This window comes from Sphingobium sp. TomMM7A (assembly GCF_055397305.1).
On record NZ_AP027312.1, the window covers coordinates 105,611 to 132,161 of the forward strand.

27 protein-coding genes are annotated in these 26,551 nt (G+C 61.8%); 13 read left to right on the top strand and 14 right to left on the bottom strand.

From position 1 onward, the window contains the following. Nucleotides 1–76: 76 nt before the first annotated feature. The 3 genes from ACZ5ZH_RS13335 to ACZ5ZH_RS13345 are packed head-to-tail and all read right to left on the bottom strand — an operon-like array spanning nucleotide 77 to nucleotide 3,301. Nucleotides 77–1,156, bottom strand: coding sequence for a Rieske 2Fe-2S domain-containing protein (locus tag ACZ5ZH_RS13335; RefSeq protein ID WP_464773215.1), 1,080 nt, complete (start codon nucleotides 1,154–1,156; stop codon nucleotides 77–79). Between the two features lie 16 nt (nucleotides 1,157–1,172). Next, complete coding sequence (locus tag ACZ5ZH_RS13340; protein ID WP_464773216.1) at nucleotides 1,173–2,366, bottom strand: flavin-dependent monooxygenase; 1,194 nt, start codon at nucleotides 2,364–2,366, stop codon at nucleotides 1,173–1,175. A 17-nt stretch (nucleotides 2,367–2,383) separates the two neighbouring features. Next, on the bottom strand, nucleotides 2,384–3,301 hold the full coding sequence (locus ACZ5ZH_RS13345) for a VOC family protein (protein WP_464775241.1): 918 nt from the start codon (nucleotides 3,299–3,301) through the stop codon (nucleotides 2,384–2,386). A gap of 270 nt (nucleotides 3,302–3,571) precedes the next feature. Between ACZ5ZH_RS13345 and ACZ5ZH_RS13350 the strand changes: the two genes are divergently transcribed. Continuing rightward, nucleotides 3,572–4,258: a hypothetical protein gene (locus tag ACZ5ZH_RS13350; RefSeq protein WP_464775242.1), complete on the top strand. Its 687-nt coding sequence runs from the start codon at nucleotides 3,572–3,574 to the stop codon at nucleotides 4,256–4,258. Between the two features lie 41 nt (nucleotides 4,259–4,299). On the opposite strand, the gene ACZ5ZH_RS13355 is transcribed toward ACZ5ZH_RS13350, so the two are convergent. The 8 genes from ACZ5ZH_RS13355 to mgtA all read right to left on the bottom strand — a co-directional run bounded on the left by ACZ5ZH_RS13355 (nucleotide 4,300) and on the right by mgtA (nucleotide 12,436). Next, nucleotides 4,300–4,683, bottom strand: coding sequence for a group II truncated hemoglobin (locus ACZ5ZH_RS13355; protein ID WP_464773219.1), 384 nt, complete (start codon nucleotides 4,681–4,683; stop codon nucleotides 4,300–4,302). Nucleotides 4,684–4,898: 215 nt separating this feature from the next. Continuing rightward, a complete protein-coding gene (locus tag ACZ5ZH_RS13360) occupies nucleotides 4,899–5,591 on the bottom strand; it encodes an ABC transporter ATP-binding protein (RefSeq protein WP_449469586.1) in 693 nt (230 codons plus the stop codon). Beyond that, nucleotides 5,588–6,838, bottom strand: a complete 1,251-nt coding sequence (locus ACZ5ZH_RS13365; protein ID WP_464773220.1) for an ABC transporter permease — start codon at nucleotides 6,836–6,838, stop codon at nucleotides 5,588–5,590. The genes ACZ5ZH_RS13360 and ACZ5ZH_RS13365 overlap by 4 nt, the downstream gene beginning before the upstream one ends. Then, nucleotides 6,835–7,833 (bottom strand): efflux RND transporter periplasmic adaptor subunit, encoded by a 999-nt coding sequence (locus ACZ5ZH_RS13370; protein WP_464773221.1) that lies wholly within the window; start codon nucleotides 7,831–7,833, stop codon nucleotides 6,835–6,837. The genes ACZ5ZH_RS13365 and ACZ5ZH_RS13370 overlap by 4 nt, the downstream gene beginning before the upstream one ends. Nucleotides 7,834–7,894: 61 nt before the next feature. Next, nucleotides 7,895–8,389, bottom strand: a complete 495-nt coding sequence (locus ACZ5ZH_RS13375) for an Hsp20/alpha crystallin family protein (RefSeq protein ID WP_464773222.1) — start codon at nucleotides 8,387–8,389, stop codon at nucleotides 7,895–7,897. A gap of 40 nt (nucleotides 8,390–8,429) precedes the next feature. Next, nucleotides 8,430–8,744 (bottom strand): hypothetical protein, encoded by a 315-nt coding sequence (locus tag ACZ5ZH_RS13380; protein ID WP_464773223.1) that lies wholly within the window; start codon nucleotides 8,742–8,744, stop codon nucleotides 8,430–8,432. Between the two features lie 85 nt (nucleotides 8,745–8,829). Further along, nucleotides 8,830–9,810 carry a zinc-dependent alcohol dehydrogenase family protein gene (locus ACZ5ZH_RS13385; protein ID WP_464773279.1) on the bottom strand — a complete coding sequence of 327 codons (981 nt, stop codon included), beginning with the start codon at nucleotides 9,808–9,810 and terminating at the stop codon, nucleotides 8,830–8,832. Between the two features lie 19 nt (nucleotides 9,811–9,829). Further along, nucleotides 9,830–12,436, bottom strand: coding sequence for a magnesium-translocating P-type ATPase (gene mgtA / locus ACZ5ZH_RS13390; RefSeq protein WP_464773224.1), 2,607 nt, complete (start codon nucleotides 12,434–12,436; stop codon nucleotides 9,830–9,832). A 187-nt stretch (nucleotides 12,437–12,623) separates the two neighbouring features. Here mgtA and ACZ5ZH_RS13395 point away from each other — a divergent pair, with 187 nt between their 5' ends. Next, nucleotides 12,624–13,604: a lysylphosphatidylglycerol synthase transmembrane domain-containing protein gene (locus ACZ5ZH_RS13395; protein ID WP_464775243.1), complete on the top strand. Its 981-nt coding sequence runs from the start codon at nucleotides 12,624–12,626 to the stop codon at nucleotides 13,602–13,604. A 14-nt stretch (nucleotides 13,605–13,618) separates the two neighbouring features. Here ACZ5ZH_RS13395 and ACZ5ZH_RS13400 read toward each other — a convergent pair whose 3' ends face one another. Beyond that, entirely contained in the window at nucleotides 13,619–16,300 is a 2,682-nt protein-coding gene (locus tag ACZ5ZH_RS13400; protein ID WP_464773225.1) for a bifunctional acetate--CoA ligase family protein/GNAT family N-acetyltransferase, read from the bottom strand. Nucleotides 16,301–16,498: 198 nt separating this feature from the next. Here ACZ5ZH_RS13400 and ACZ5ZH_RS13405 point away from each other — a divergent pair, with 198 nt between their 5' ends. The 10 genes from ACZ5ZH_RS13405 (at nucleotide 16,499) to ACZ5ZH_RS13450 (ending at nucleotide 24,925) form a co-directional block, all read left to right on the top strand. After that, nucleotides 16,499–17,254, top strand: coding sequence for an ATP-binding protein (locus ACZ5ZH_RS13405; protein ID WP_464773226.1), 756 nt, complete (start codon nucleotides 16,499–16,501; stop codon nucleotides 17,252–17,254). Further along, the gene (locus ACZ5ZH_RS13410; protein WP_196226904.1) at nucleotides 17,226–17,879 is read left to right on the top strand and encodes a BON domain-containing protein; all 654 of its coding nucleotides are present in this window, start codon (nucleotides 17,226–17,228) and stop codon (nucleotides 17,877–17,879) included. The genes ACZ5ZH_RS13405 and ACZ5ZH_RS13410 overlap by 29 nt, the downstream gene beginning before the upstream one ends. Before the next feature lie 550 nt (nucleotides 17,880–18,429). Next, nucleotides 18,430–20,313, top strand: coding sequence for a PAS domain S-box protein (locus tag ACZ5ZH_RS13415; RefSeq protein WP_464773227.1), 1,884 nt, complete (start codon nucleotides 18,430–18,432; stop codon nucleotides 20,311–20,313). Then, a complete protein-coding gene (locus ACZ5ZH_RS13420) occupies nucleotides 20,282–20,920 on the top strand; it encodes a response regulator transcription factor (RefSeq protein ID WP_464773228.1) in 639 nt (212 codons plus the stop codon). The genes ACZ5ZH_RS13415 and ACZ5ZH_RS13420 overlap by 32 nt, the downstream gene beginning before the upstream one ends. 70 nt (nucleotides 20,921–20,990) lie before the next feature. Then, the gene (locus tag ACZ5ZH_RS13425; RefSeq protein ID WP_460988575.1) at nucleotides 20,991–21,380 is read left to right on the top strand and encodes a response regulator; all 390 of its coding nucleotides are present in this window, start codon (nucleotides 20,991–20,993) and stop codon (nucleotides 21,378–21,380) included. 2 nt (nucleotides 21,381–21,382) lie between these two features. Further along, nucleotides 21,383–21,658 carry a response regulator transcription factor gene (locus tag ACZ5ZH_RS13430; protein WP_449469565.1) on the top strand — a complete coding sequence of 92 codons (276 nt, stop codon included), beginning with the start codon at nucleotides 21,383–21,385 and terminating at the stop codon, nucleotides 21,656–21,658. Between the two features lie 135 nt (nucleotides 21,659–21,793). After that, nucleotides 21,794–22,216 (top strand): CBS domain-containing protein, encoded by a 423-nt coding sequence (locus tag ACZ5ZH_RS13435; protein ID WP_449469564.1) that lies wholly within the window; start codon nucleotides 21,794–21,796, stop codon nucleotides 22,214–22,216. Between the two features lie 32 nt (nucleotides 22,217–22,248). Then, nucleotides 22,249–23,592: an erythromycin esterase family protein gene (locus ACZ5ZH_RS13440; RefSeq protein ID WP_449469562.1), complete on the top strand. Its 1,344-nt coding sequence runs from the start codon at nucleotides 22,249–22,251 to the stop codon at nucleotides 23,590–23,592. A gap of 2 nt (nucleotides 23,593–23,594) precedes the next feature. Further along, nucleotides 23,595–24,251, top strand: coding sequence for a dienelactone hydrolase family protein (locus tag ACZ5ZH_RS13445; RefSeq protein WP_464775244.1), 657 nt, complete (start codon nucleotides 23,595–23,597; stop codon nucleotides 24,249–24,251). After that, nucleotides 24,248–24,925 (top strand): phosphoribosyltransferase, encoded by a 678-nt coding sequence (locus tag ACZ5ZH_RS13450; RefSeq protein WP_464773229.1) that lies wholly within the window; start codon nucleotides 24,248–24,250, stop codon nucleotides 24,923–24,925. Before ACZ5ZH_RS13445 ends, ACZ5ZH_RS13450 begins: the two co-directional genes overlap by 4 nt. A gap of 11 nt (nucleotides 24,926–24,936) precedes the next feature. On the opposite strand, the gene ACZ5ZH_RS13455 is transcribed toward ACZ5ZH_RS13450, so the two are convergent. Together ACZ5ZH_RS13455 and ACZ5ZH_RS13460 are read right to left on the bottom strand one after the other, a co-directional pair. Next, nucleotides 24,937–25,089, bottom strand: a complete 153-nt coding sequence (locus tag ACZ5ZH_RS13455) for a hypothetical protein (RefSeq protein ID WP_460988580.1) — start codon at nucleotides 25,087–25,089, stop codon at nucleotides 24,937–24,939. A gap of 38 nt (nucleotides 25,090–25,127) precedes the next feature. Continuing rightward, nucleotides 25,128–25,460, bottom strand: coding sequence for a hypothetical protein (locus tag ACZ5ZH_RS13460; protein WP_460988581.1), 333 nt, complete (start codon nucleotides 25,458–25,460; stop codon nucleotides 25,128–25,130). A 116-nt stretch (nucleotides 25,461–25,576) separates the two neighbouring features. On the opposite strand from ACZ5ZH_RS13460, the gene ACZ5ZH_RS13465 reads away from it, so the two are divergent. Continuing rightward, the gene (locus ACZ5ZH_RS13465) at nucleotides 25,577–26,545 is read left to right on the top strand and encodes a 1-phosphofructokinase family hexose kinase (protein ID WP_464773230.1); all 969 of its coding nucleotides are present in this window, start codon (nucleotides 25,577–25,579) and stop codon (nucleotides 26,543–26,545) included. Nucleotides 26,546–26,551: the final 6 nt, after the last annotated feature.

Consider the following 26,551-nt stretch of genomic DNA (forward strand, 5'->3'; position numbering starts at 1 on the left):
AAAATCGGGCAGTGCATGTGACAGCGGCGGAGCGGCCTGAGGGAAGCTCCGCCGCCAATCACTCAGCTATGGGATTTCAGGCCGCAGCCTTGCTGCCGCGCAGGTCCACGGTGGTATGGACGCCGTTGACCCTCTTCTGGAATTCGGCCGCGCGGGCGCGCGGATTGTAGAATTGGCGATACCATAGCCGTCCCTTGTGAAACGGCCCGTCGTCCGGCACCTGAAGGATGTTGATCGCCGCTTCCTTATATTTCCACAGTTCGAAATCCTGTGAGAAGGCGGCGAGCCCTGCCTCATGATAGGCGCGCGCGGTGGCGCGTTCCTCCACGGTCGCTTCGCCGTTCGCAGCGGTCTGCGCCATCACGGCGAACCAGACCCGAACCTCGCCATCCTCGACCGGCGTGTTGCAGATCATCATGAGCGAGGGATGCTTGCCCTCCATGCGGGACAGCAGGATGCCGGGGCCGGTGTACCAGGTGTCGGTTTCCAGCATTCCGCCGCCATCGACCAGCGTACGGTGACCCGACGCAAAGCGCTGGCGCATGATGGGACCGTCAAATTCATTTTCGAAAAAGACATTGCCCGAGGAGCCATGGACCGGCGCGAAATGGGCATAGTCGGTCATGTTGTCGAGGATTTCCTGCGGGTGAATCGGCAATGTGCCCAAATGATCCACCTGCCAGCGGACCCATCCTTCGCCGGTGCGGTCCCATTCGGCGAAGTCGGGCAGGTCATAGTCGGGTTCGCCCCCTTCCATGTCATGCCACATCCAGATGCAGCCTGCCTTTTCCACGACCTTGTGCGACTTGATGCAGGCGGCCTTGGGGATGTTGTGCGTGGAATAGGGGATGTCGTCGCATTGGCCTTCTGGAGTGAAGCGCCAACCATGGGCGGGGCAGCGGATCGAATCCCCCTCCACCTGATTGCCGTCGCGCACGACATAGGATGTGCTGTTGCGCGCGATGTTGACGCGCATGTGCGGGCAATAAGCGTTCAGCAGCACGACGCGTCCGCTCTTGCCACGATAGAGCGCCATGTCCTGCCCGAAGAAGCGAACGGGCTGCGGCTGCGGCGTCACCTCATCTGCGGTCGCCACCATGAACCAGCCACGGGGGAAGGTCAGTTCGCCCAGGCCATATTCGGCTGTCTTTGCCATGATCCGTGCCCTCCTCTCAAATGAAGCTGTCGCTGTTCGGCCCACCGAGCATGACGCCGCCGAAGTTGCGGCCGACCACGCCCGGATTGTTCGCCACATGGGCTCGCCCAGCATGAATGTCGCAGAAGGCGCGGGCGATCGGATTGCCGCGATAAATGGCTTCCGCGCCGCTGGCCGCGAAGATGCGGCCGATCAGCGCGCAGCAGCGGCCGGAAATCTGCGCTGACTGGAACCGGTAGTGCAGCCGGGTTTCAAGGTCTGCCTGCTCCCCTGCGCGCGCCTTTTCGGTCAGATGCGCGAAGTTGCGGAACAGAATGGTCTTCATCTCATCGATCGCCACGCGGGTTTCGGCGATCACCATCTGCACATCGGGGTCGGCCGAGGCGCTTACCCCGCTATTGGCGCTCCTGCGCTTCGCGCCCTTCTCGACGAAGCAGTCGAGCGCGCCTTGCAGCGCTCCGATGGACGAGGAGGATACGGCGCGGACAAAGACCTGCCCGAACGGCAGCTTGTAGAGCGGGCCGGGGTTGACCTTTGCGCCGGGGTTGGTGGAGGCGAAGCCATCCTTCGACCGATGGGTGCGGTAGGCGGGGACATAGGCGTCCTCCACGGTCACGTCATGGCTGCCCGTGCCGCCAAGGCCGATCGTGTCCCAGATCGACAGCACCTTGAAATCGCCCCGAGGGACCAGGAACGTCCAGAAGTCCGGCTCGCCCGTCTCGGGATCGTTGACCAGGCCGCCCAGAAACGCCCAATCGCAATGATCGACGCCGCTGGAAAATCCCCAGCGCCCGCTGATGCGGTATCCGCCCTCGACCGGCGTGACCTGCGCGCGCGGCATGTAGGAGGAGGAGATGAGCGTGCTGTTATCCTTGCCCCACACATCCTCCTGCGCCTGCGCGTCGAAAAGGGCGAGCTGCCAGTTATGCACGGCGACGACGCCCAGCACCCAGGCGGAAGACATGCAGCCTTCGGCGAGCTTCATCTGCACCGCGTAAAAGGTCTCGATGTCCATCTCATATCCGCCGGACCGGCGAGGCTGGAGTATCTTGAAGAAGCCAGCATCCTGGAAATCGCGGATGGTTTCGTCCGGCACCTTGTTGCCCGCTTCGCAGGCGTCGGCGCGTTCGCGCAGGACCGGCACGAGCGCCGCTGCCCGATCGACGAGATCAGCCATGGCGGGCGCGGCGGTTACATTGGCAAGCGTCATATTCCCTCTCCTTATGATCAGGCCGCGTCGGCCAGTTTCGCCTGTTCGTCGGCACCGAAGCCGACACTGAAATCATGGCCCCACAGGCTGGCCGATGTGCTTTCGAAAACGGTGTGACGGTCCCAGTCCATGACCCGCCCGCCGCAGCCATATTCCAACGCGAAGCCGCCGGGCGTTTCGACGTAGAAGCTGATCATGTGATCATTGGTGTGGCGGCCGAGCGTCGCCATCAGCCGCGCTCCGGCGGCCAGCATGCGGTCATAGGCGTGGCCGACCTCGTCGATCGTCGCGACTTCGACCATCAGATGAACGCAGCCCGATGGCACCTCGCCCTCGAACAGCGCGAGGCTGTGGTGGCGGCCATTGGCGCAGTGCAGGAAATCGATCCGCATTTCGGGTCCGCCATCTCCTGCCGGGCGGTGAACCATGAAATCGGACAGGCCAAGGCCGAGTAGGTCTGCCAGGAAGCGACGCGTCTCGACGATGTTGGGGGCGGGCAGTACCGCATGGCCATAGCCAAGGTCGCCCGTGACGAAGCGAACGCCTTGCGGGGAACAGAAGGGCGCGAAGCTACTGACATAGCCATAGCTGATTTCATGGCGGTTGCCCGAAGGATCGCGGAACCAGACCATGTCGGTCACATGACGCAGCGCGCGTTCCGCCTGCGTCGAATGGGTGTAGGCGACGCCGCGTGCGTCCAGGGTCGCCAAGGCCGCGACATATTGCTGTTCGTTGCGCACTTCCCAGCCGCTGGCGCAATAGCCGTCGCGCTCGCCTTCGATAATGAACAGCCGCCCCGCGCGCTCGTCAATACGCAGCGCCAGTCCGCCCGGAAGCGCATGGACGGAAAATCCCGCGACGTCTTCGGCGAAGCGGACCCATTGCTGAAGATCGCGGGACGTAATGATGCTGTAGGCAAGAGCCGCGACTTCCATGTCGTCCTCCGTGAGTAAGGAGGCCATGATGGACCGGGTCGAGCGGGAGGGAATTGACCATCATCAAATTTCAGGAATTTTCGCTTTCGTGAAGCGACGTATCTCCGATAATTCGCGGTCTAAGTGCTAGTTCAGCGACAACTCTCGTTACAAATAGAACAAAATGCTACGCGCATGTTTGAAATTTGACCTGCCTCAAGGCGCGTGAGGCGACTTCGCCTTCCTATCAGGCGGCCGGGCGTGTTCGAGGCTGCGGCAGAGAGGAACAGCATGAACGTCCAATCGACCATACGCGCAAAGGCGGCGCAGACAATCAGCCACGTTAACCTGCACTATCCCCGGCCCGAAGATGGTCCGGCGGCTGCGTTGCTAGTGGAAACCGCCGGGCTCATGAAGACCCAGCAAATGGAACTGCCGCAAGGCGGCATATTTTATCGCTTCACCACCAATGTCCTTGCTCCCAATGGCGGGGACAACATCGTCTATCTCAGCCCGCTACCGGCGGCGACAGCGGCGCTGCTTATCGCGGCGCGCGAAGCGCTGGGGTTGGGCACCGATAGCGAGCATCCCGCTGTTTCAGCCTATCGGGCAGCACAGGCAGCCGATCCCGAATATGATTTTCATGTTGGGTTCCTCCATGCATCGCTTGAGCAGCTGGAAGATCGCTATCTGGCGCTCCAGGCGCTGGAGGCCAATGACGCGCGCTTTGCCGGGCGATTGAAGTTTCTGGTCAATCGCGCTCAGCCGGGCGACGCGGAGATCGACGCCCGGCTTGATGCATCACCAGTCTATCGAGGCGTCACGCGCTACACCTATGGGCGCAATGGCGTGCAAGCTTTTTGCGAGACAGACCTGATCGTCGATGGCCCTTTGGGCGGCGGCGTGGTTCTGGAGTTCGATTACATCTTCCCAGGCCGTGCGGACCACATCCTTGCGGTTTCGGATGCCAGCCGGTGACGCCAGAACTGCCCCCGTGACATGCGCGGGGGCAGTCAGAATCAGGCGCGAACCATGGCCGACGCCATCGCGTCGAAGGCGCCGCCAATGCGCGCCGCCAGATGTTCTTCGACGCCGCAATCCTCCATCGCCTTCCGCATCGCCGACGTCCATTGAACGGCAACGGCATCGGTGATGGGAAAGCGGGCGTGCAGCGTCATCATGCACTTACCGGGGTTGGCCGCGAACCAGTCGCTGTCGCCACCCAGCCAGCCGCACAGAAAACCGCTCAACGAACGCCGCATAGGCGTCAGGTCATCGGCATGCATCGCCCGCAGGTCGCGATAGGCGGGGACGGAGTCGATGAGGTCATAGAATCGATCCACGATCCTGCTGACCCCTGCGCGTCCGCCCACGGCGTGGAAGGGCGGTTGGCCTTCGCTCAATTCCGGTCGCCGCGCATGGCGTCCTGGATGCTGAGGCCGCCCAGAACGAGCATGAACACGATCATCAGGCCAGCGACGAAATGCGGGAAGTAAAGGCCAAACAACTGATCCATTTAATGTCTCCTTTCCAAAGACATTAAATCTTCAGTCCCGGCGACGAATTGACATGCGTCAAAATCAGCGATTTCAGCGGGACTGAGGGTTTGAGTTCTCGTTCATCGCGATCGAATGTCGGTTCCGCTGATACGGCCGTCCAGCATCGATATCTGCACATCGGCTGCGGCAGCGACGTCGGGATCGTGGGTCACGCACACAACTGCGCGGCCCTGATCATGGGCGAGTGCGCGAAACATTTCGACCACGTGGGCGCTGTTCTGGCTGTCGAGATTGCCGGTGGGCTCGTCACAAAGCACCAGCGCGGGATCGTTCGCGATCGCTCGGGCGATCGCCACGCGCTGCCTTTCGCCGCCCGACAGGCGGTTGGGCGTCTTGTCCATCTTCTTGGCCAAGCCGACGGTGGCCATCAGGCTCTGCGCCTTCTCCCGCGCCTGCGCTGGCGACAGTCGGCCCAGTCTGCGCATCGGTAGCATCACATTTTCGAGTGCGGTGAACTCGGGCAGCAGGAAGTGAAACTGGAACACGAAGCCGAAATGCGTGAGTCGGATCTGCGCGCGCTCGTCGCCGTCCAGCGCGTTCATGTCGCGCCCTTCAAACAGTAGGGACCCTTCGGTCGGGCGGTCCAGCAGCCCCAGTAAATAGAGGAGGGAGGATTTGCCACAGCCCGACGGCCCGACGATGGCGACGAAGCTGCCCGGATCAATCGTCAGCGAAACATCGGCAACCAGCGTTACTGGGGGTGTTCCGGCCAGTTCGCGGGAAAGGCCCTGCGCCTGCATGATCGCGCTCATACGGCGCCCCGCAATATGTCGACGGGATCGACCCGTGCCGCTTTGCGCGCGGGAAGCCAGGCCGCGATCACACCCGAAAACAGCGATGCCGCAGCGGCGATCACATATTGCCGGGCCGATCGATCGAGCGGCAGACGTTCATTGTCCCCGCCAATGGGAAAGTGGAGGGAACCCAGTATCGCCAGCAATCCATATCCGAGCAGCCATCCGACAAAGATTCCGACCAGCGCCAGCGCCAACCCTTCGAACACGAAAATCAGTTGGAGGTCGCCTTCGGAAAAGCCGATGGAGCGCATGATCGCAATGTCGCGTCTCTTGTCCGACACACTGTTCGACACGACGGTGTAGATGCCGAAGCTGGCGACCAGCAGGATCGCCGAGACGACACTGTACATGATGACATTGCGGGTCACGAGTAGCGAGAGAAAGTCTGCGGATCGCTCCTCCCAGCTTTCGGCCTTGTAGGCAAAGCGCTCTTCCAGGCGTCGGCTGATGAGCTGCGCGCCATAGGGATCGTCCAGATGCACGCCGATGCGGTTGATGATGAAGGGGCGGCCGAGCAGAGATTGCGCCTCGCGCAGAAGCACATAGCCGAGCGAAGAAGACAGCTGTGTCTGGCCGCGCTTGAACAGGCCGACGATGCGGAGCGAACGGTTGTTGCCCGATGCCGAGGTTGCACCCACGACATCGCCCATGGCAAGGCCGAGCCGCCGCGCCATTTCCTCGCCGATGATGATGCCGCCTTGCGTGCTTTCCAGATCGCGGAGGCGTCCCGTGCGCAGTTTGTCTTCGATGGCGCTGACCTTCTCCTCGACCGCCGGATCGACGCCAACGATCGTCAACGCCTCCTCCCGCCCGCCGCTGCGCAGGGTGATCGCGCCCGTCAAGCTGGGTGAGCCGACCGCGCCGGGCAGCGCATTGACGGCCCGCAGTATCTCCGGCCAGCCTTTCAGCCCGCGCACTTCGTTGCGGACCTTATAATGGCGTAGGTCTATCGCCGCACCTTTATATAATCTGACGCCCGGTTGCGGCGGCGGGCTTCGCAGCTCGTCGGAAATGATGATGTGCGGGGCCGCATCGATCAACGTCTTGATGAAATCATTCTGGCTGCCAATCATCATCGCGGAGACGGCCAGGAAGAAGCCAACGCCTACCGCAACGCCGCTCACAGCCACCAAAGTCTGTCGGCGCCGACCTACCAGATGCCGGGCGGCGATGCCTGCCAACAGCCGGAGTTGCCCGCTCATCGCGTTACCCGCACCCGCATATTGTCCGAAAGTTTGCCCTCGGGCGCTCTCACGACCGTTTCGCCCTGCGATAGACCTGAAAGGATCTGGACATCGCCGGACCCTGCGATGCCAGTCCGCACCGCTCGCGCATGAGCGCGTCCGTCGCGGATGACCCAGACCTTGCCGTCCTCTATTGCGCTCGTCGGCACCAGCAGCGCGCGATCCGCGCGCCGGGTGACGATGTTGACTTCCAACGTCAGCCCGAGCGGCAGCGCCAGAGGCTGGTCGGTAACGATATAAACGCGGAAGGCGCGCTGTTCAGGATCGCCGCCGGGCGTCACTTCGCGGACCTGGCCATGCAGCACCCGACCGGGCCAGGCGTCGCTCGACATCAGCGCGGCTTGGCCTACGCCAATCCTCGGCACGTCGCGTTCATCGACCGTTGTGGTAATTCGGACGCTGGCGGGATCGCCCAGCGTCATGAGCGTGCGGCCGGGGGTTGCGAGATCGCCCGGTTCCACATCGCGGCGCAGGACGATGCCGTTGATGCCTGACCGCACCACCATCTGATCGAGGCGGGCACGCGCGCCTTCCTCCGCCGCCTTTGCACTGTCGGCTGCGGCAACGGCGGAATCACGAGCGGCCCGCGTGATCCATCCTTTGGTGAACAGCGCGAGCGCGCGCCGCTCCTCCTGCAAGGCAACGCGGCGCTGCGCGGTCGCCTGTTGCACTGCATGGCGCTGTTCCTCGTCATCCAGCAGGACGAGCGGCTGGCCGCGCCCCACGCGCTGCGCTTCGTCCACCAGCACCTGACGGACAGGGGCGGTAAGGCGCGCGGATATGGTGACAGGATGTTCCGCCTCGACAAAGCCGGTGGCATAGACCAGTTCGACCGCATCGCCGACACGAACGGGCATGAGAGTGACGTCGTGCGCTCGCCCGGCGAGCATCCAATAAACTGCTGCCGCCGCCAGCAGCGCCAGCGGCAACAGCCAGAGCGCAATGCGTTTCATGCCCCCTCTATAGCATCATGCTGAAATCATTGCGTGCCCGTATCGGTTCAGCAGTCGCGTTCTACTTCGATCCGATCGGGATCTGGTGTGGCTTGCTTGCCTCAGTCGCGAGACGCGGAACGATGACCTTCAGAAGCCCTTTTTCCAGATGCGCACTGGCTTTGTCGGCATCCGCTTCGAAGGGCAGGGCGACCCGCCGCAAGAAGCTTCCCCGGCTGCGCTCGATCAGATGATAATGCTTCTTTTCGTCCTTCTCTTCGCGATCTTCCTTATGCTCGGCCTTGATGGTGAGTATGCCGTCATGAACATCCAGGGACACATCCTTCTCGTCAAAACCAGGCAGTTCGGCGGTCAATTCAAGGCCGCCGTCCGTCTCGGCGACGTCCACCTTGGGCAGGAGAAAGCCATGGCGGTCGCCAGCATCGCTGGTGATCCAGCCGCGGCCGAAGTCATCGGTCAGGCGATCCATTTCCTTGCGCAGATCGGCGAGCGGATCAAATCCGCTGCGAAACATGCCGGTGCGTCCAAAGGGAATCAGCGAACGAAAGTCGGTCATTGTCCTTCTCCTGCTTTTTTGTGCGCGGCGGTTCGCCCCGTCATTGTCTGGGCTGTTGCGGCTTTTCGGAAGCCACCGGGCTGTGCATCTCGCTGCAATGTTGCATGCCGTCGGGCATCTGCTGAGCTGACCCCATGGCCCCCGATGGCGGGTGCATGCCATCGGAGTGCATCCTGTGGCCGTCTTCATCCTTCATCATGGGGCAATCATGCTGGGGCTCCGCTACCGCAGACGGGGCGCTCTCCGCTGCTTCGGCCGGGTGGTGCCCGGCGTGCGGTTGTGCAGTCTGTGCCGATACACCGGCAATGAACATCAGGTTCAAGAAACCGGCACCGGCGATGAAAAAGCGGCGCATGAACAGTCCTCCCTAACAAGACTCCGGGTGGGAGTGTCGCCCTGCGCGCGAAGTGGCGCCATAAGTAGAGTCACGAACTCATGGATCAGGGCACGAGGACTGCGGCACCCTTGATCTTGCCTGTTCGCAACCGTTGCAGCGCGTCATTCGCATCTTCGAGCGAGAAGGTCTCCGTGACGGTGTGAAGGGGGATGTCACCTGCCAGTTCGAAAAAGGAGGTGCCGTCTTCTCGCGTCAGATTGGCGACCGAGCGTATCTGCCTTTCTTCCCACAAGTCGGCATAGGGGAATGAAGGAATGTCGCTCATGTGGATACCGGCACAGATGACGCGGCCGCCTTTCCTGACCGCTTGCAGGGCACGCGGCACCAACTCTCCTGCGGGTGCGAAGATCAGCGCTGCATCAAGTGGCGCTGGCGGATCGTCGGAAGAACCGCCTGCCCATTCGCAGCCCAGCGAACGCGCAAAAGCCTGTCCATCCTCATCGCCATCCTTGGTGAAGGCATAGACGGTGCGTCCCTGATGCCGGGCGACCTGTGCGAGAATATGCGCCGCGGCGCCAAATCCATACAGGCCGATGACCGGCGCAGGGCCGGCCAGCCGCAGCGCTCTCCAGCCGATCAGGCCGGCGCAAAGGAGCGGCGCTGCTTCCACGTCGGAAAAACGATCGGGCAGGTCGAAGCAGTAATGGGCGTCGGCAATCACATGGCTGGCATAGCCGCCGTCTCGCGTGGCGCCGGTGAAGAGCGGTGCGTCGCAGAGATTTTCCTTTCCTGCCCGGCAATAGGGACATCGACCGCATGTATGTCCCAGCCACGGGACACCCACCCGCTGGTCTATTGCAAAACCTTCCAAGCCGACCCCGATCGCTGCGACGCGACCGACGATTTCGTGTCCTGGTATGATCGGATAACGCGCGGGGATCTCGCCATCGAGCACATGCAGATCGGTTCGGCAAACCCCGCAGGCAGCCACTTCGATCAGCAATTCGCCGGGACCCGGATGGGGCACGGGACGCTCGATCCGGATCAGGGGAGTCCGGACGGTTCTGATCTGCATGGCAATCATTGCGCTCATGCACGGCCTCCTAACGCATCGCCACGCGCTTGAGCGCTTCGGCGGACAGCAGGTAAGCGGCAACCAATATGGTCGTGATGGCGACGATGGGAAGGCCTGGCGCGACGAAGCCCAATGCTGGAGCGATCGGTAGAAAGGGTATCGCGATCGCTGTGCACAGGCAAAGTCCGGCGGTCGTCACCAGCAGCCGATGGGGCCGTTGCCGCCATAACGGCACTGCCGTGCGAATGACAAAAACCACCAATATCTGGGTTGCCATTGACTCGATAAACCATGCGGTGCGAAATGTTGGCACATCGACATGGAAAAGCGCGATCAGCGCGGCAAAGGTCGCGATGTCGAACAGCGACGACAAAGGTCCCATGATTAGTGTGAAGCGGACGATGGCCCGCATGTTCCAGCCATGGGGCGCCGCAAGATCGCTGCTCTCCGCACGGTCGAACGGGATGCCCGTTTGGGAGAGATCATAGAGCATGTTGTTGAGCAGGACTTGCACCGGCGTCAGTGGCAGGAAGGGCAGGAACAGGGACGCGAGCGCCATTGTCAGCATGTTGCCGAAATTGGAGCTGGTGCCCATGCGGATATATTTGAGGATATTGGCATAGGTGCGGCGTCCTTCCGCCACGCCGTCGGTGAGAACGGACAAATCAGGCGCCAGCAGGATCATGTCCGCAGCCTCGCGAGCCACGTCGGTGGCGCCATCCACCGAAAGGCCGACGTCCGCTGCCCTGATCGCGGGCGCGTCGTTGATGCCGTCGCCGAGGAATCCGACAATATGTCCGCGCGCTTGAAGCGCATGCACGATCCTCAATTTCTGGTCGGGGGTGATGCGGGCGAAAAGGTCCGTTTCCACGACACGCACCGCCAGCGCCTCGTCATCGAGCGCGGCGATCTGATCGCCGGTGAGGAGGCCCGAAACCGGCCGTCCAAGCGCGGCCATAAGGTGCTGCACGGCAGCGGCGGAGTCCCCTGAGATGACCTTGGTGGCGACGCCTGCCGCCTCCAGCCGTCCGATCGCGGCGGCAGCCGAGCCTTTGGGCGGATCAAGGAAAAGGCAGAAGCCGACAAATATCAGATGGTCGTCATCGTCCGTTTCGATGCGCTCACGGCCCGCCGCCGCTTTCCAGGCGATGCCCAGCAGACGAAGGCCCTGGCTGGCATTATCGTCATGCAGTGCCATGAGCCGCCCCTTCAACGCGGGGTCCAGCGGCACGATCCTGCCATCTGCCGCTTCGGCCTGATCGCAAAGGGCAAGGATCGTTTCCGGCGCGCCCTTGACGATCTCGACCCTCTCGCTCTCCCATTGCGCCAGCACCGAAACCCGCCGCCGTTCGAAATCGAACGGACGCTCGTCGAGCTTGCGCCATCCGGTGAGCGGATGATGTCCCGTGTGCGCGAGCAGTGCGTCGTCCAGCGGGCTCCGCAGGCCACTTTCGAACCGGGCATTGACCGCGGCCAGTTCGAACACGCGTTCACTGTCGGCGCCGTCTATCCCCGGATGGCCGGTCATCATGATCCGTGCCTCCGTGAGCGTACCCGTCTTGTCGGTACATAATATGTCCATCTCACCCAGGTCGTGGATTGCCGAAAGCCGTTTCACCACCACCTTCGCCGCAGCCATGCGCTGCGCTCCGCGCGCCAGACCGATTGTCATGATCATCGGCAGCAGTTCGGGCGTAAGACCGACCGCCAGCGCCATCGCGAACAGGAAGGATTCCACCGGTGGTCGGCCGAGCGCCAGATGAGCCAGGATGACGAACAGGACGAGGAATATCGTCATCCGTACGATCAGCAGCCCCAGCCTGTGGATTCCTCGCTCAAAGGCGGTCGGTGGCTGTTCATCGCCGAGCGACCGGGCGATCCCGCCGAAATGGGTGCGATCGCCCGTCTGGACGACCAGCATCTGCGCGCTGCCCCCGATCATCGAACTGCCGTGCAGCAGAAGGTTTCTTGCCACGGCCATGGACGCATCGGGTTCCACAATCGGCGACTTTTCGACCGGGAAGGGCTCTCCGGTCAGCGCGGCCTGATTGACCTGAGCCGAGTTGGCTGACAGCACGAGTCCATCGGCGGGTATCAGATCTCCCGCCGCGAGCATGACAACGTCCCCCGGCACCAGATCGCGCACGGGCAGAGTGACAGCTGCCCCATCCCGCAGCGTTCGCGCGGTGAGAGCGATCGCTTCCCTGAGCGCTGCGGCGGTAGCTTCGGCGCGTCGTTCCTGCACCGTGTCGAGGATCGTGGACAGCAGGACCATGGCAAGGATCAGCAGGAAGCTCGCCATGTCGCCCATCACGCCCGCGACGGCAGCGGCGGCAAGCAGCATCAGCACCAACGGGTTGCCAAGCCTTCGCGCCAGATCTGCGGCAACGTGGCGCCGGGATCGTTCGAACAGGATGTTGGGGCCAGCGACCGCCAATCTGCGGTTGGCTTCCTCGGAGGAGAGGCCGCCTCCTTTTGCGACGAGCGCGACAAGGCTTTGCTCAACGGGCATCCGCCAATATTCGGCGGCGACCTGGTTCATTGCGCTGTCAGGATTGATGGCGGCGGAAGAAGGATCGCTGCCCGGCCTTTGATGAGCCGCTTGTCGGAACGGCAAGGGAATGGAAAAAGCCATCGCAGCTCCAAAAAACCAGCGGATCGAGCAGGATGACATGACCCATGCTGATCCCGGCTCTAATCCGTTAAGCTACGTAGCTGTCCGAGGTTCGCCCGGTCGAAGGCTCCCGTAAAGTCGACGGGTCTTTCGGACCACGCTGTTCGCAGTCAGGAGCGCGTGGGTGTCGTCGGGACTGGAGGAGGGTATGGCGTCTGCTCGATGGCGAAGCTGGTTTCTCGCGATCCTTATCGCCGCGGGTCTTATCGCCGCCGTCGCCCACTGGGGAGAGGTGAGGCGGTTCGCGGCCCTGCTGCGTGAAGCCGAGCCGGGCTGGATCGGCCTCGCGCTTGTGCTTCAACTGACAACCTATGCAAGCGTGGCAGGCGGATGGGCGGCAGTGTTGCGGCGTGCGCGGACGCCCCAGCCTTTGCGGCCCCTGATGCGAATCGCCCTGACCAAGCTGTTTGCCGATCAGGTTCTGCCCAGCGCTGGCATGGGTGGGAACATCCTGCTGGTAGATCAACTGAGGGCGCTTGGCGTGCCGAAGGGAACGGCGGTGGCCGCTCTCCTTTTGTCCATGATCGGCTTCTATGCGGCCTATGCCTTCTTCGCGCTCGTGACCCTGATCCTGCTCTGGCTTCACGACCGCGCCACACCGCTGATGGCGGGGGTCGTCACGATCTTTCTCCTCGTTGCCCTCGCGATCCCTTCGCTCGCCTTGTGGCTTCGCCGCCGGGGGAGCAGGCCATTGCCGGACCGGATCGAACATATCGACTTCGTGCGCCGGTTGCTCGAAACCGTCGCGCAGGCGCCAGCCGCGCTCTTGCGAGACACGCGGCTCACCCTGACCGTCACGGCGTGCAATGCGATGATCTTCCTGGCCGATGCCGGGACGCTGTTCGCGTGCTTGCACAGCCTCAATCAGCAGGCGGCGTTCGGGACGGCGTTCATTGCCCTGATCATGGCGTCGGTCATCGCAACGCTGGGGCCAATCCCGCTGGGCCTTGGCAGCTTCGAAGCGACATCGGTCGCGATGCTGCATCTCCTTGGTGTGGAGTTGGAGGCAGCCTTCGCCGCGACCATGCTGCTGCGGCTGTTCACGCTTTGGCTGCCGCTCATGCCCGGCATTGTGATGATCCGTGGCGTCGCGAAAAAGCGGTCTGCACGGAGCAGGCAATTTCGATAGCGATGCTGCGGCCTTCAGCCAGGATCGGCCGCCGCCATGCCTTTTCTGGCGATGCGAATGGTTGGATCGTCGGGATCCACGATCGTGATGAAGCCCAGCTCACGCTCCATGCGCAGCGCCGCGTCATGATCGGCGCACTCGACCGATTCAACCATGTCGATGCCTTCCGATTTTGCATAGCTCAGCACATGTTCGAACAATGTCCAGCTTATCCCCTTGCCTTTACTGTCCGTCCGCGTGGTAAGCGCGATTTCCGCCCGGCTGCGGTCGGGGTCCGTCGCCAGCATGGCGATCGCAATGACCTCTCCACCCTCGTCACCGAAGGCCAGGAAGCTGATCGTCCGGACATAGTCCACCCGTGTCATCATGGTGATCTGCTCATGCCGCACCTTGGGGAGGCCCGACATGAAGCGGAAGCGCAGATCTTCGGCTGAAACATGATCGAAGAAGCTTGCTACAGCCGCCTCGTCGTCCGCCCGTACCGGCCGTACATGAAAACGGACGCCATGCTCCGTCACAAGGTCGGAAGCCCAGCCTCCCGGCGGCGCGCGCAGCACGAGGCGCGATTGAGGCGCTGGCTCGGCGGTGATACGCGCCCGCGCATCCAGCGCGATGACGCCCGCCGCGCTCACCAACAGGGGATTGATGTCGAGTTCGAGCAGGTCGGGCATATCGACCGCCATCGCAGACACGGCATCCAGCACATCGGCGAGGCTCTCCACATCGGCGGGCGGCACGTTGCGGTAGCCAGCCAGCATGGCCGAGATGCGTGTTCGCGCGATCAGGGCACGTGCGCCCGCATGGTCGATGGGAAGAAGGTCGATAGCCTTGTCGCGCAGAAGCTCCGTAGCGGTGCCGCCCGCGCCCGTCATGATGATCGAGCCGAATGTCGGATCGGTCGCGATGCCGACTATCATCTCGGTGCCGCTCTCGGCCTTGAACATGTCTTCCACGGCAAAGCCTTGGATGTGCGCGTCCGGGAAATCGCGTTGGATTCGTCGTTCCATGTCTTGTGCGGCCGCAACTGCCGCATGAGCATCGGGCAGGTTGAGCGCCACGCCGCCCACATCCGATTTGTGCGGTAGATCGCGAGAGACGATCTTGACGGCATAGGGCGCGCTCAGCCAGCAGCAGGCTTCCTCCACTGCTTGCGCGGACGCGGCAAAGCGGGTTGGCGCGATGGGGACACCATAGGCTTCCAGCAGCTGCTTCACCTTTAGCTCGGACAGCAGCGTGCATTTGTCCGCCTGTGCGCTGGCGATAATGGCGCGGGCAGCGGCGCGGTCGGCCTTCACCTCGCGCGTTTGCGCGGGTGCATCGGTCAGGCTTCTGCGAATGCGGCGCGCCTGCGCTAGATAGCCAAAGGCGCGCACGGCGTCATCTGGCGTGGAAAAGACGGGGATGCCTGCCGCCGTAAATATGGACCTTACGGCATTGGCGTTTGCGTCGCCGAGCCAGCAGGCAAGGACGGGCTTGCATATGCGCTCTTGTGCCGCCGTGGCGACTTCCCGGCATATCGCCAGCGCCGTCTCGCCTGCTTCGCTGCGTGCCGTGGGGCAGTTCATGACCAGCACTGCGTCGCTTGCCTCGTCCCGCAAGATGGCTCGCAACGCGACGCTGTATCTGGTCGCGTCGGCATCGCCCAGCACATCAACGGGATTGCTGCGTGACCAATCGGCGGGCATGTCCTTCTCAAATATTGCCTGCGTTTCCGGGGTCAGCTCGGCGAGCTGAGCGCCGGTTCGTGCAAGCGCATCGACCGCCAATATACCCGCTCCCCCGCCATTGGTGAGGATCGCCAGCCTGTTGTCAGCGATGGGCTTGCAGGTGCAAAGGATTTCGGCGGCGTCGAAAAGCTCGGTGAGGCTGTCGACCAACAGGATGCCCGCCCTGGCGAAGGCCGCCTCATAGACATCATAGGCGCCGATCATGGCGCCGGTGTGAGACAGCGTTGCCCGGGCTGCGAGCTCGCTCTTTCCAGCCTTGATCGCGATGATGGGCTTGGTGAGCGCCGCTGCCCGTGCCGCCACCATGAATTCAGCCGCCTGGGTTACGCCCTCGACGTAGAGAAGAATGGCATGGGTGTGCGGGTCGGTTGCAAGAAGATCGATGAGGTCGCCGAGGTCAGCGTCGGCCATGTCTCCGGCCGAGATGATGGCGGAAAACCCTACGCTGCGGGTCTGCGCCCAATCGAGCACGGCGGTAATCAGCGCGCCGCTTTGAGATATGAGGCCCAGATGGCCGGGCTTTGCCGGGGTGCGTGCGAAGGTGGCGTTGATCCTGGCATGGGGAGACATGATGCCGAGACAATTGGGGCCGACGATCCGTAGGTCGTGTCGCTTCGCTGCGTCCAGCACCTCGCCGCGAAGGCCGCCAGCATCGGTCAGCCCGGCTGAAAGGATCACGGCGCAGCGCGTGCCGAGCCTCCCCAACTGATCGATGATCGGAGCTACCGTCGATGCTGGTGTCATGACGATCGCTAGTTCAGGCGCCTCCGGGAGGCTGTCGATGGTCGCGAACCATGTCGCGCCTTGTCGGGCGACCGGATGCGGATTGACGACATAGACTGTGCCTTCAAATCCGTCGGCAAGCAGATTGTCGAGCACCAGGGTGCCGACGGCTCCCTTGCGCTCCGATGCTCCGACCAGAACTATGCTTTTGGCATGAAGAAGGGGCGACAGGTTGCGGATCGTCATGGCTCGTACAGCCTTTCACTCAGATGCGCCGCTGGCGCTTGCCTGAGTGATCCTAGGGGATGCGCTGCTCTGGCCGACATTCGTAAATGCCGCAGGCCAATCCCCCCGAACGAGATTTGAAGAAAGGCTACTTACGGGAAGTTGCGAATAGGGAGGCAGCACGCATTTCCTAAAATCGTCTCGAACAGTGTGGAGGCGATGATGCGGGACTCGAGCGACTTAAAGGCTGGCCTATCGAGCCAGGATCTTGCGCGAGAGATCGTTCACGATCTTCGCAACCCGTTCGCCGTGATCACCTCCATCCAGCATCTGCTAATCAAGAAGCTTTCCGGATCGGAACGAGACAAGCTGCTGCGCGCCCTGGGCGCCGCCGCCGTGCGGGGTGGTGAACTGACTTCCCGGTTGCTCTCGAAGAAGGTTCGGGAGGAGCCTCGCCTGTTGGATGTCGGTGCGCAAGTGGCCGATGCTGCTCCCCTTCTCCAGGCCGTCGTTCGCCCTTCCGCCTGTTTGGAGATCGACACGCAGGTAGCCGTACCAGCCGCTCTTGTGAGCGCCGACCCCGCCGACCTTGAAGCGGTGGTGCTGGAGCTTGTCGCGAACGCACGATCTGCTGGCGCGCGCCGAATAGTGCTTCGATGCCGCAGGATCGGCGATTGGATCTGGCTGGTGGTGGCCGACGATGGCCCTGGACTCCTGATGAATGGCAGCATGCCAGAGGCCGGTGCCAGGCAACCGGGCCGCGGAATGGGACTAAACCGAATTCGGCGGGCAATCCGCGACATGGATGGCAGATTGTTGATCCGCGGCAGTGCCGAGGCAGGAGTCGGTACGGTAGTCGCCATGCTTTTGCCGGTGGCGTTCCGCGCCGTCAGCAAATCACGCGCCCGAGAATGGCGCGCATTCCCCCGGGACAAGGAGAGTTGTGATGAAAACCGACGGACAGTTGCAGCGTGACGTCATGGACGAACTTGAATGGGATCCCAGCGTCGATCACGCAGACATCGGCGTGGCGGTGAACGATGGGGTCGTGACCCTGTCGGGCTATGTGACCAACTATGTTGAAAAGATTGCTGCCGAAAAGGCGACGAGGCGCGTCAGCGGCGTCAAGGCCATCGCCGAGGAAATCCAGGTCCGCTTCAAGTCCGAGCCGCACACGGCCGACCATGAAATCGCCAAGCGTATCCTCGACATGTTTTCCTGGAACGTCGCCATCCCTCACGAGAAAATCAATGTGAAGGTGGAGAAAGGCTGGGTCACGCTTTCCGGCACGGTGGACTTCCATTATCAAAGCGACGAGGCGAGGAAGGCGACCGCTAGAATTTCGGGTGTAACAGGGGTCAGCAACCTGATCGAGGTAAAGAAGCTGCCCGTTACTTCGGACATCCGTGAACGGATCATTGCTGCATTCAAGCGCCAGGCGGATCTGGATGCCGCAGGTGTCACCATTTTTACAGACGGCAATACGGTTCGCCTGGGTGGCCGGGTGAAGGCCTGGCATGAACGTGGCGTCGCCGAGCGGGCGGCCTGGGCTGCTCCTGGCGTGACCAAGGTCGAGGATAATATCTTGGTCAGCTACTGATCGGATAGCCCCCGGTGAACCCAATGGCACTATCGATGACGTTCATCGGGGGCTTGTCCATTTTATCCTGCCTTTTGGCTGTCGGCCGAGTTGATGGAGAACATCATGTCTTTCGTGGATCGCTTGCGGCAATCGGTTGACGCCATCTTCCTCACGGCGCTTTTCTTCGGACTCATGATAGCAATCGTTGCCATGATCGTCGCCAAACTGCCGGGATGACAGGCGACTGCAGCGACGCGCGATCCACCCTCAGAAATATGCTTGGCGCGTGCGTGTCGATCCTCCACCGAACTCACATTATGGAGCGCGCGACCCGGCCTCCTTTGGAAACTTGCCTAAGTCGAGCAACGCTCATCTGCCGTGAACGGTAGTGAGTCGATGAGAAGTACAGCCGTCAGTACGAATCCTATTGGAGCAGAAACTTAGAACTGAAAAATAATCATGTTGATTTTCATAATTTTAAATCGGCATTTATCAGTTCGTATTTCTTGGCGAGCCTGGAAGAGATAGCGTCGTATAAGCGAAGTGAATTCCTTCGACAGGTGAGGCAGTGTTCAAACGGATAACCGCGCCCTTGGCTGGCTTTGCGGCGATTGTCCTCGCTGTTGCAATCGCATCGGCGGTGCGGGCGTTATTAGACCCCTGGATGGGCGACAGGTCGGCCTATATGCCATTTATCGTCGCCGTCATGGCCGTCGCGCTGTGGGTGGGTGAAGGGCCGGCAATCCTTGCCACATTGCTCGGCATCGCCGCGAACTTCCTTTTCATGGGCAGGCCCGCAGTCCAAGTGCGCGACATATTCGAAGTGGTCATGTTTGGCGCCACTGCCGCCATCATCATTCTTGTGATCCGTTTCGTTCATAAGGCCAACCTGCGTTTGGAGCGGGCTGAATTGGCGGCGAAGGCCAGCGAACAGATGGCCATGGAACTGAACCTGTTGATCGACGGTGCTCAAGGCCTGGCCATCTACATGCTTGATCCGATCGGTCATGTCACGATCTGGAACCGCGGGGCCGAGCGGCTCAAGGGATGGACCGAGGAAGAAATCCTGGGCCAGCCAAGCGCCCTCTTCTATCCCAGCGAAGCCGTTGCTGTCGGCAAGCCGCAAGCCGACATCGAGCGTGCACGCAAAGAAGGGAGATTCGAGGAGGAGGATTGGCGTCTTCGCAAGGATGGGTCGGAATTCCTTGCTGCCGTCAGCTGGACGGCTCTTTACGGCGAAGGCGGGGAACTGCGGGGCTTTGCGAAGATCATTTCCGATATCACCGAAAAGCGTTCCGCCGAAGACCGGTTGCGTGCCCACGAAAGCCAATTAACCGCCATCTTGTCTACTGTCCCCGATGCCATGGTGGTCATTGACGAAAGCGGTAAGATGCTTTCGTTCAGCGCCGCAGCAGAGGCGCTTTTCGGTTTCAAGGAATCTGAGGTTTTGGGCAGAAATGTGAGGATGCTCATGCCGTCGCCGGATCGAGAGCGTCATGACAGCTATATCCACCGTTATCTGGAAACCGGTGAAAAGCGTATCATTGGCAAGGGACGGGTGGTCTTTGGCCAGCGGGCCGATGGATCGCTCTTTCCGATGGAATTGTACATCGGGGAAGCGCTGCGGGGAAATGAGCGGATATTCACCGGCTTCGTCCGCGATCTTACCGAGCGGCGTATGATTGAGCAGCAGATGGCGACCTTGCAGGCCGAAATCATCCACGTCACGCGGGTCAGTGCGATGGGCACCATGGCCTCAACGCTGGCGCATGAGCTTAATCAACCGATCGCGGCGGTCGCAAATTATGTCGAGGCGGTCCGCGATCAGATGGCCAGCCCCGACAAAAGCGAATGGCCCATGATGCGGGAAGCGCTGGGGGAAGCCGCCAGCGAAGCTTTGAGGGCAGGGCAGATCGTGCGTCGACTTCGGGAATTTGTTTCGCGAGGCGAAGTGGAAAAGACCATCGAAAGCTTGCCTGACCTTGTGAATGAAGCCTCCGTGCTAGGACTCGCGGGATCGAGGGAGATGGGGATTGAGGCGCATTTCGATCTCGATCCCGGTGCGTCACCCGTGCTGGTCGATAAGGTTCAGATCCAGCAAGTTCTGATCAATCTTATTCGGAATGCGTGCGAAGCGATGGCCGATAGCCCGATTAAAAGGCTCACCATTTCGAGCCGTGCCGAAAAGGAAGGTGACATCCAGGTCACCGTATCGGACACCGGTTGCGGCATGGCGCCAGGCGTCGCCAAGCAGTTGTTTACCGCATTTGTCAGCACCAAACCGGAAGGGATGGGCCTGGGTCTGTCCATATGCCGGACGATCGTGGAAGTGAATGGCGGCAAGATATGGATGGATACGCACAAGGGGAAGGGCACCGATTTCCATTTCACCCTCATTCGAGCGCAGGCGGAGGATGTCTATGACCGACAGGAAGCTCATTCACATCGTTGATGACGATGATTCCGTCCGGCGATCGGTCGGCTACATGCTCAGGACCTCGGGCTATGCGGTCGAGACGTGGCGTTCCGGGGCCGCATTTTTGAAGGATTTGCGATCGGTGGAGGCGGGTTGTGTCCTGCTGGATGTCCGCATGCCCCAGATCGACGGTCTGGAGGTACAGCGGACCATGGCGGAGCGCGGGATCACGATGCCTGTCATCATCATGACCGGCCACGGCGAGGTATCGGTCGCTGTACAGGCGATGAAGGCGGGTGCGGTCGATTTTCTGGAAAAGCCGTTTGAAAAGACCGTATTGATCGACGCGATCGGGCGCGCCTTCGGCCGCGTCCGCTTTGCCCAAGGTGCAGCGGCACAGGCCGCCAGTGCCGACGTAATCATCGGCGCCCTGACGGCACGCGAGCGGGAAGTGCTGGAAGGACTTGCTCAGGGCCTTCCCAACAAGACGATCGCCTATGATCTTGGCATATCTTCGCGAACGGTGGAGGTGCATAGGGCTAACCTCATGACAAAACTGCATGTCCACAGCCTGTCAGATGCGCTGCGGATCGCCTTTGCCGCGAGGATGGGACAGAAGGGCCTGACTGGGATCAATACTTAAAGACGTAGCGACGCCGCCGTGCCACCACTTGGGCATGTTGTTGAATCCTGCGGCGCAAGGCGCGAAGACAATGGCCGACCTACCAATCCCCATAGTCATATTGGACGACGACGCGGGATCGAGGAGGTCGATGCAACTCCTGTTGCAGGGACGAGGGTTTAACGTCCGCTCCTTCGCGATACCGGAATTGCTGATCGCCGAGGTGAAAGCGAATAATCCGGCTTGTCTGGTGACCGATTACCTGATGGCGGGGCATGACGGCCTTCAGGTATTGGCTGCGCTCCGCTCGGCGGGATGGAAGGGGCGGGCCATAATGGTGACCGCGTTCGGTTCGACCGAATTGATGCAGAAGGCAATCGCGCACGGCTTTGATGCAGTGCTCGACAAGCCTTGCAAGGAGTCTTCGCTCGTCAATGCGGTTATCGATGCGACGACGCGGGACGTGGGTTCGCAGGTGTGACCATGACGGGCATAACCAAGAAGCAGCCACAGCGACGCTCTTCCGCTGTCGCCCTGGACCTTTTGACGCGGCGCGAGCGTGAAGTGCTTGTGGCGGTCGCCAATGGCCTTACCAATCGGCAGACCGGCGAGTTGCTGGGCATCAGCCACAGGACCGTCGAAGTCCATCGCGCCAGGTTGATGCGCAAGCTGGAAGTGCGATCGGTTGCCCAGCTTGTTGCGCTTTATCTTCTCAAGGGCTTGCCACGCCCAAGCGTCGACAACGCCCTGACCCCATAGCTGTTCTCAAAGGCAGCCGTCTGCTACCATGCCCGGCCCGCCTGACACTTCGTATATTCCCCAATACCTATTGCCACCGATTTCGCGATCATGGTGCCTGAGTCCATTTGATGGCGTCATGGATTGGAGAAAATCATGACCTATGTGTCGGAAGTCATGCATCCGGGAGTCGATCGGGTGGCGCCGGACACCGGCCTCGCCGAACTGGCCCGGATCATGAGGGAAAAGGATATAGGCGCGATCCCGGTGAGCGATGGCGACACGCCGTTGGGGATCGTGACGGATCGGGACATCGCCTTGCGCGGCTTTGCCGGGAACGGACAGGCGAGAGCGATGACAGCCGCAGACATCATGTCGAAACCGGTCGTCTTCTGTCATGCCGAAGACAGCATCGAGGATGCGATCAGGTTGATGGAAAGCCAACAGGTCCGCCGTCTGCCGGTTGTGGATGATCGATCCAACATGGTCGGCATCCTGTCGCTGGGTGACGTCTCGCACTGTGGTCACCGCGATCTTGCGATTGAAGTCATGGCGGCGGTGAGCAGCCATCACGCCTGAGGGAATGACATCCTGACGATGTGAGGAAGAAGATGACCCAGGCAACGATGTTTGACCGCTCGACCACTCAAGCGCCCGATGAGCTTGTCCAGGCTCTCAGGCACCATGCTGAGCCATTGCCCTCGCCTGACAAGGTGGAGGATTTCGGTGCCTGTTTCGATCGGTTCGGAAATGCCAGGGTCATCCTTCTGGGCGAGGCGACACATGGAAGTTCTGAATTTTATCGTGCGCGCGCCGCGATTACCCGTCGGCTGATAGAACGGCACGGCTTCACGGTCGTGGCGGTAGAAGCGGACTGGCCCGATGCCGCGCGCATTGACGATTATGTGCGGCACCAGGCGCCGCGTCCCAGGCGGGGGGATGTATTCATACGCTTCCCGACATGGATGTGGCGCAACCAGGAAGTGCTGGCCTTCGCCGATTGGCTGCGGGGACATAATCAGGGTTTGGCGGAAGCGCGCCAGGCATCATTCCATGGCCTGGATGTCTACAGCCTCAGCGAATCCATCCATGCCGTGCTTGCCTATCTCGACAAGGCCGATCCGGACGAGGCGGAGGACGCGCGCCGCCGCTATGGATGTCTGACGCCATGGCAGGATGAACCCGCGCACTATGGACGGGCAGTCACTCTTTCCGGCGGCAAAGGATGTGAAGATGGCGTGGTGGCGCAGCTTCGCCAGCTTCTTGACCAGCGGCTGGACCTGCTCAAACAGGATGGCGAGGCGTGGTTCGATGCCTATCAGAACGCCCGCATAGTTCGCGCCGCGGAACGCTATTATCGCGCCATGTACCGCAGCTCGACCGAAAGCTGGAACCTGCGCGACCGGCACATGTTCGAAACGCTCCAGGCGTTGATGGCGCATCGCGGTAGTGGAACCAAAGCGGTCATCTGGGCGCATAACAGCCATGTCGGCAATGCAGCTGCAACGGCGATGGGTTGGCAGGGTGAATTCAACATCGGCCAGCTTTGCCGCCTCGCTTATGGCGACGATGCCGTGTCGATCGGCTTTGGGACTGACACCGGACTTGTCGCGGCGGCCAGCGACTGGGGCGGGGCGATGGAGATCAAGTCCGTCCGTCCCGCACGCCCGGACAGTTATGAACATGCGTTCCGGCGCACAGGCGTCGTCCGCAGCCTGACTGACTGGCGGGGACCGGGCAAGGAAGCGCTGCGGGATTTGCTCGGCCACACGCTTTTGGAGCGCGCGATCGGCGTCGTTTATCGGCCCGAAACGGAGCGGCTCAGCCATTATTTCGAGGCTGTGCTGGCGGAGCAATTCGATGCCTGGGTCTGGTTCGAACAGACCTCGGCGGTAACGCCATTGGGTCCGGAACGCCCTTCAGGCGCGCCGGAAACCTGGCCTTTCGGATTATGACCATGACGCAGATATTGGTGAACCGGCAGGATGTGACAATCGGCAGGCATGGGCTGCGGGCCTTCCTCGACATGCCGGATGGCGCGACGGGGTTGGTGATATTCGCTCATGGCAGCGGCAGCGGGCGGCATAGCCCGCGCAACCAATATGTCGCCGCTGGTTTGCATCGATCACAGCTCGCGACTTTGCTGGTCGACCTGTTGACGCCGCAGGAAGAGCTGGACCGACGCAATGTCTTCGATGTGCAGTTGCTTGCGCGCCGGTTGAGGGAGGCTGCTGACTGGGCCGACGGCATGGCGCCGCTCGCCACGCTGCCGTTGGGCTATTTCGGGGCGAGTACAGGCGCAGCGGCCGCGATCATTGCTGCTTCGATGCCGGATGACAGGGCGGCTGCCCTTGTGTCTCGCGGCGGCAGGCCGGACCTCGCGGGGGCTGAAGCTCTGGGCCGGGTTCGTGCCGCGACGCTCCTGATCGTCGGCAGTCTGGACCGTGATGTGCTGAGCCTGAATCATGACGCAAAGGCGCTCATGACGGCGCCCGCGGAACTGGTCATCGTGCCCGGAGCGAGCCATTTGTTCGAGGAACCCGGAACGCTCGATCAGGTCATCAGCCTCGCCAGACGTTGGTTCAACTCTCACCTGAAGGGGGAGACCCGATGAAACCCCAATCCATGCTGTTTCACGATCGTCGTGATGCAGGCGTCCATTTGGCCAAGGCGCTGGCACGTTTTGCGCCGAGCCATCCGTTGGTGCTTGCCTTGCCGCGAGGAGGCGTGCCAGTCGCCTTCGAGGTGGCAAGAGCGCTTGATGCGGATTTGGATCTTCTCTTCGTGCGCAAGCTCGGCGCGCCGGGCTACGAGGAATTGGGCATCGGCGCGGTGGTCGATGGGGCAGAACCGCAACTTGTCCTCAATGAGGAAATCGTGCGGCAGCTGGCCCCCACGCCGGACTACATCCGTACCGAGATGCGCAAGCAGTTGGCTGAAATCGATCGGCGTCGGCGCGTCTATCTGGGGAATAATGAACCCATTCCGGTAGTAGGCCGTACCGTGATCGTGGTGGATGACGGCATAGCGACCGGAGGCACGATCAAGGCGGCGCTGAAGGGCATGAGCAAGGCGCATCCCGCGCGGCTCATTCTGGCGGTGCCGGTAGCGCCTGCGGCGGTGATCGCAGGTCTGCGGGAGGAATGCGACGACATCATCTGCCTTTACGAACCCCATCCCTTCTATGCGGTCGGGGCGCACTATGTGGTATTCGATCAGACGAGCGATGCCGAAGTGGTCAAGCTGTTGGCTGATGCGCGTCGGCAACGAAATACCCAATCAGCGTGATTGGGCCAAATTCAGCCCAGTTCGTGCTGCAATAGCCCGTTCAGGATGATCCATAGCCATTCTCCGCTGATCAATTGGGCGGCCAGGAAGGTAAGGATCAACGCGGCTGCGACTATGGCCAATATCAGCCATAGACGTGTCGCGGGTCTGTCCCGTTGCGTCATGGTTACTCTCCGGTGGGCCTGGAGCGCATGATCCGGCCTCAAGGACTGGTCCGGCTGGCGACCACGGCCGATCCGTCGGGCTGGATCTGGATAAGATGATAAGCCTTATCCTCGCATTGCGCCCTCCAGGCGGCGGACGGCGCGGTGGTTCCGGGCATCGGGCCGCTGTCGATTACTTGCTGGCAAGGCAGGCCAGCATCCCGGATGGCACGGAAAAACGCCGCATCCCGGGCCTCTTTGGGCAATGCCGCGATCTCTTCGACATAGTTCATCGTCGAACCATTCGTCTGGGGCGCGGGCGCTTCCGTCTCGTTCGCCGGTTTGCACGCGCTGATGACCAGCACAGCGGCCAATAGCGGAAGTGTTCGCATTGCGATGCTCCTTCAACTGACAAGATGGAGAAGCCTATTTCCCACGTCCCGGATGCGTCGCCCATCGGGACATATACTTATTCCAGCCGTCGGGAGGGGCGCATAGCCTCACGGGCATGAAGAGGATCGTCACGCTCACGATGAATCCGGCCATCGATGTCGCCTATGAGGCGGATCGGGTCTTTCACACCCGCAAGATGCGGGCGCGCCAGGAACATTATGATCCGGGCGGGGGTGGCATCAACGTGGCTCGGGTGATTGCGCGGCTGGGCGGCACGGCGCGCGCTTATTATCTGTCCGGTGGAGCAACCGGACCTACGCTCGACGGGCTGCTGGATCAGCATGGGCTGGTCCGGTTCCGCATACCCATTGCAGGCGACACTCGCATCAGCACATCCATCTATGAGCGGGAGACGGGTAAGGAATATCGTGTCGTGCCACAGGGGCCAGAGCTGACGGCCGAGGAATGGCAAGCCGCCCTGCATCATCTCGATGGTCCGCAGGCTGACTTCCTTGTCGCCAGCGGATCGCTGCCTCCCGGCGTGCCGGACGATTTCTACAGTCGAGTGTGTCAGCTGGCGCAACGCCACGGCATGCGCCTCATCCTCGACACTTCAGGCAAGGCGCTGCAAGAGGCGGTCAGCGGCGGGGGCCTCTATCTTGTCAAACCGAGCATCGGTGAGTTGCGGCAACTGGTTGGCCGAGCGTTGATGGAGGAAAGCGAAATCTGCGCCGCCGCGCAGGAGATCGTGGATGGCGGCAAGGCGGAATATGTCGCCGTGACGATGGGTCGCGATGGCGCGATACTGGCTAGTCGCTCAGGGACCTGGCGATTGCCTGCCGTCCCTGTGGAAACCAGGAGCGCGGTGGGGGCTGGCGACAGTTTCCTGGCGGCAATGGTTTTCGCACTCGGCTGTGAGCGTGATCCCGTCGAGGCATTCCGTTACGGAATTGCCGCAGGTGGAGCGGCGGTCCTGACGCCCGGCACTGACCTCTGCCATCGCGAGGATGTCGAGCGCTTGTTGGCCCTCGTGCCGTCCATTGCGCCATCACAGGAAACATGCCGGGCCGACGCCCAAGCGTAGTCCCTG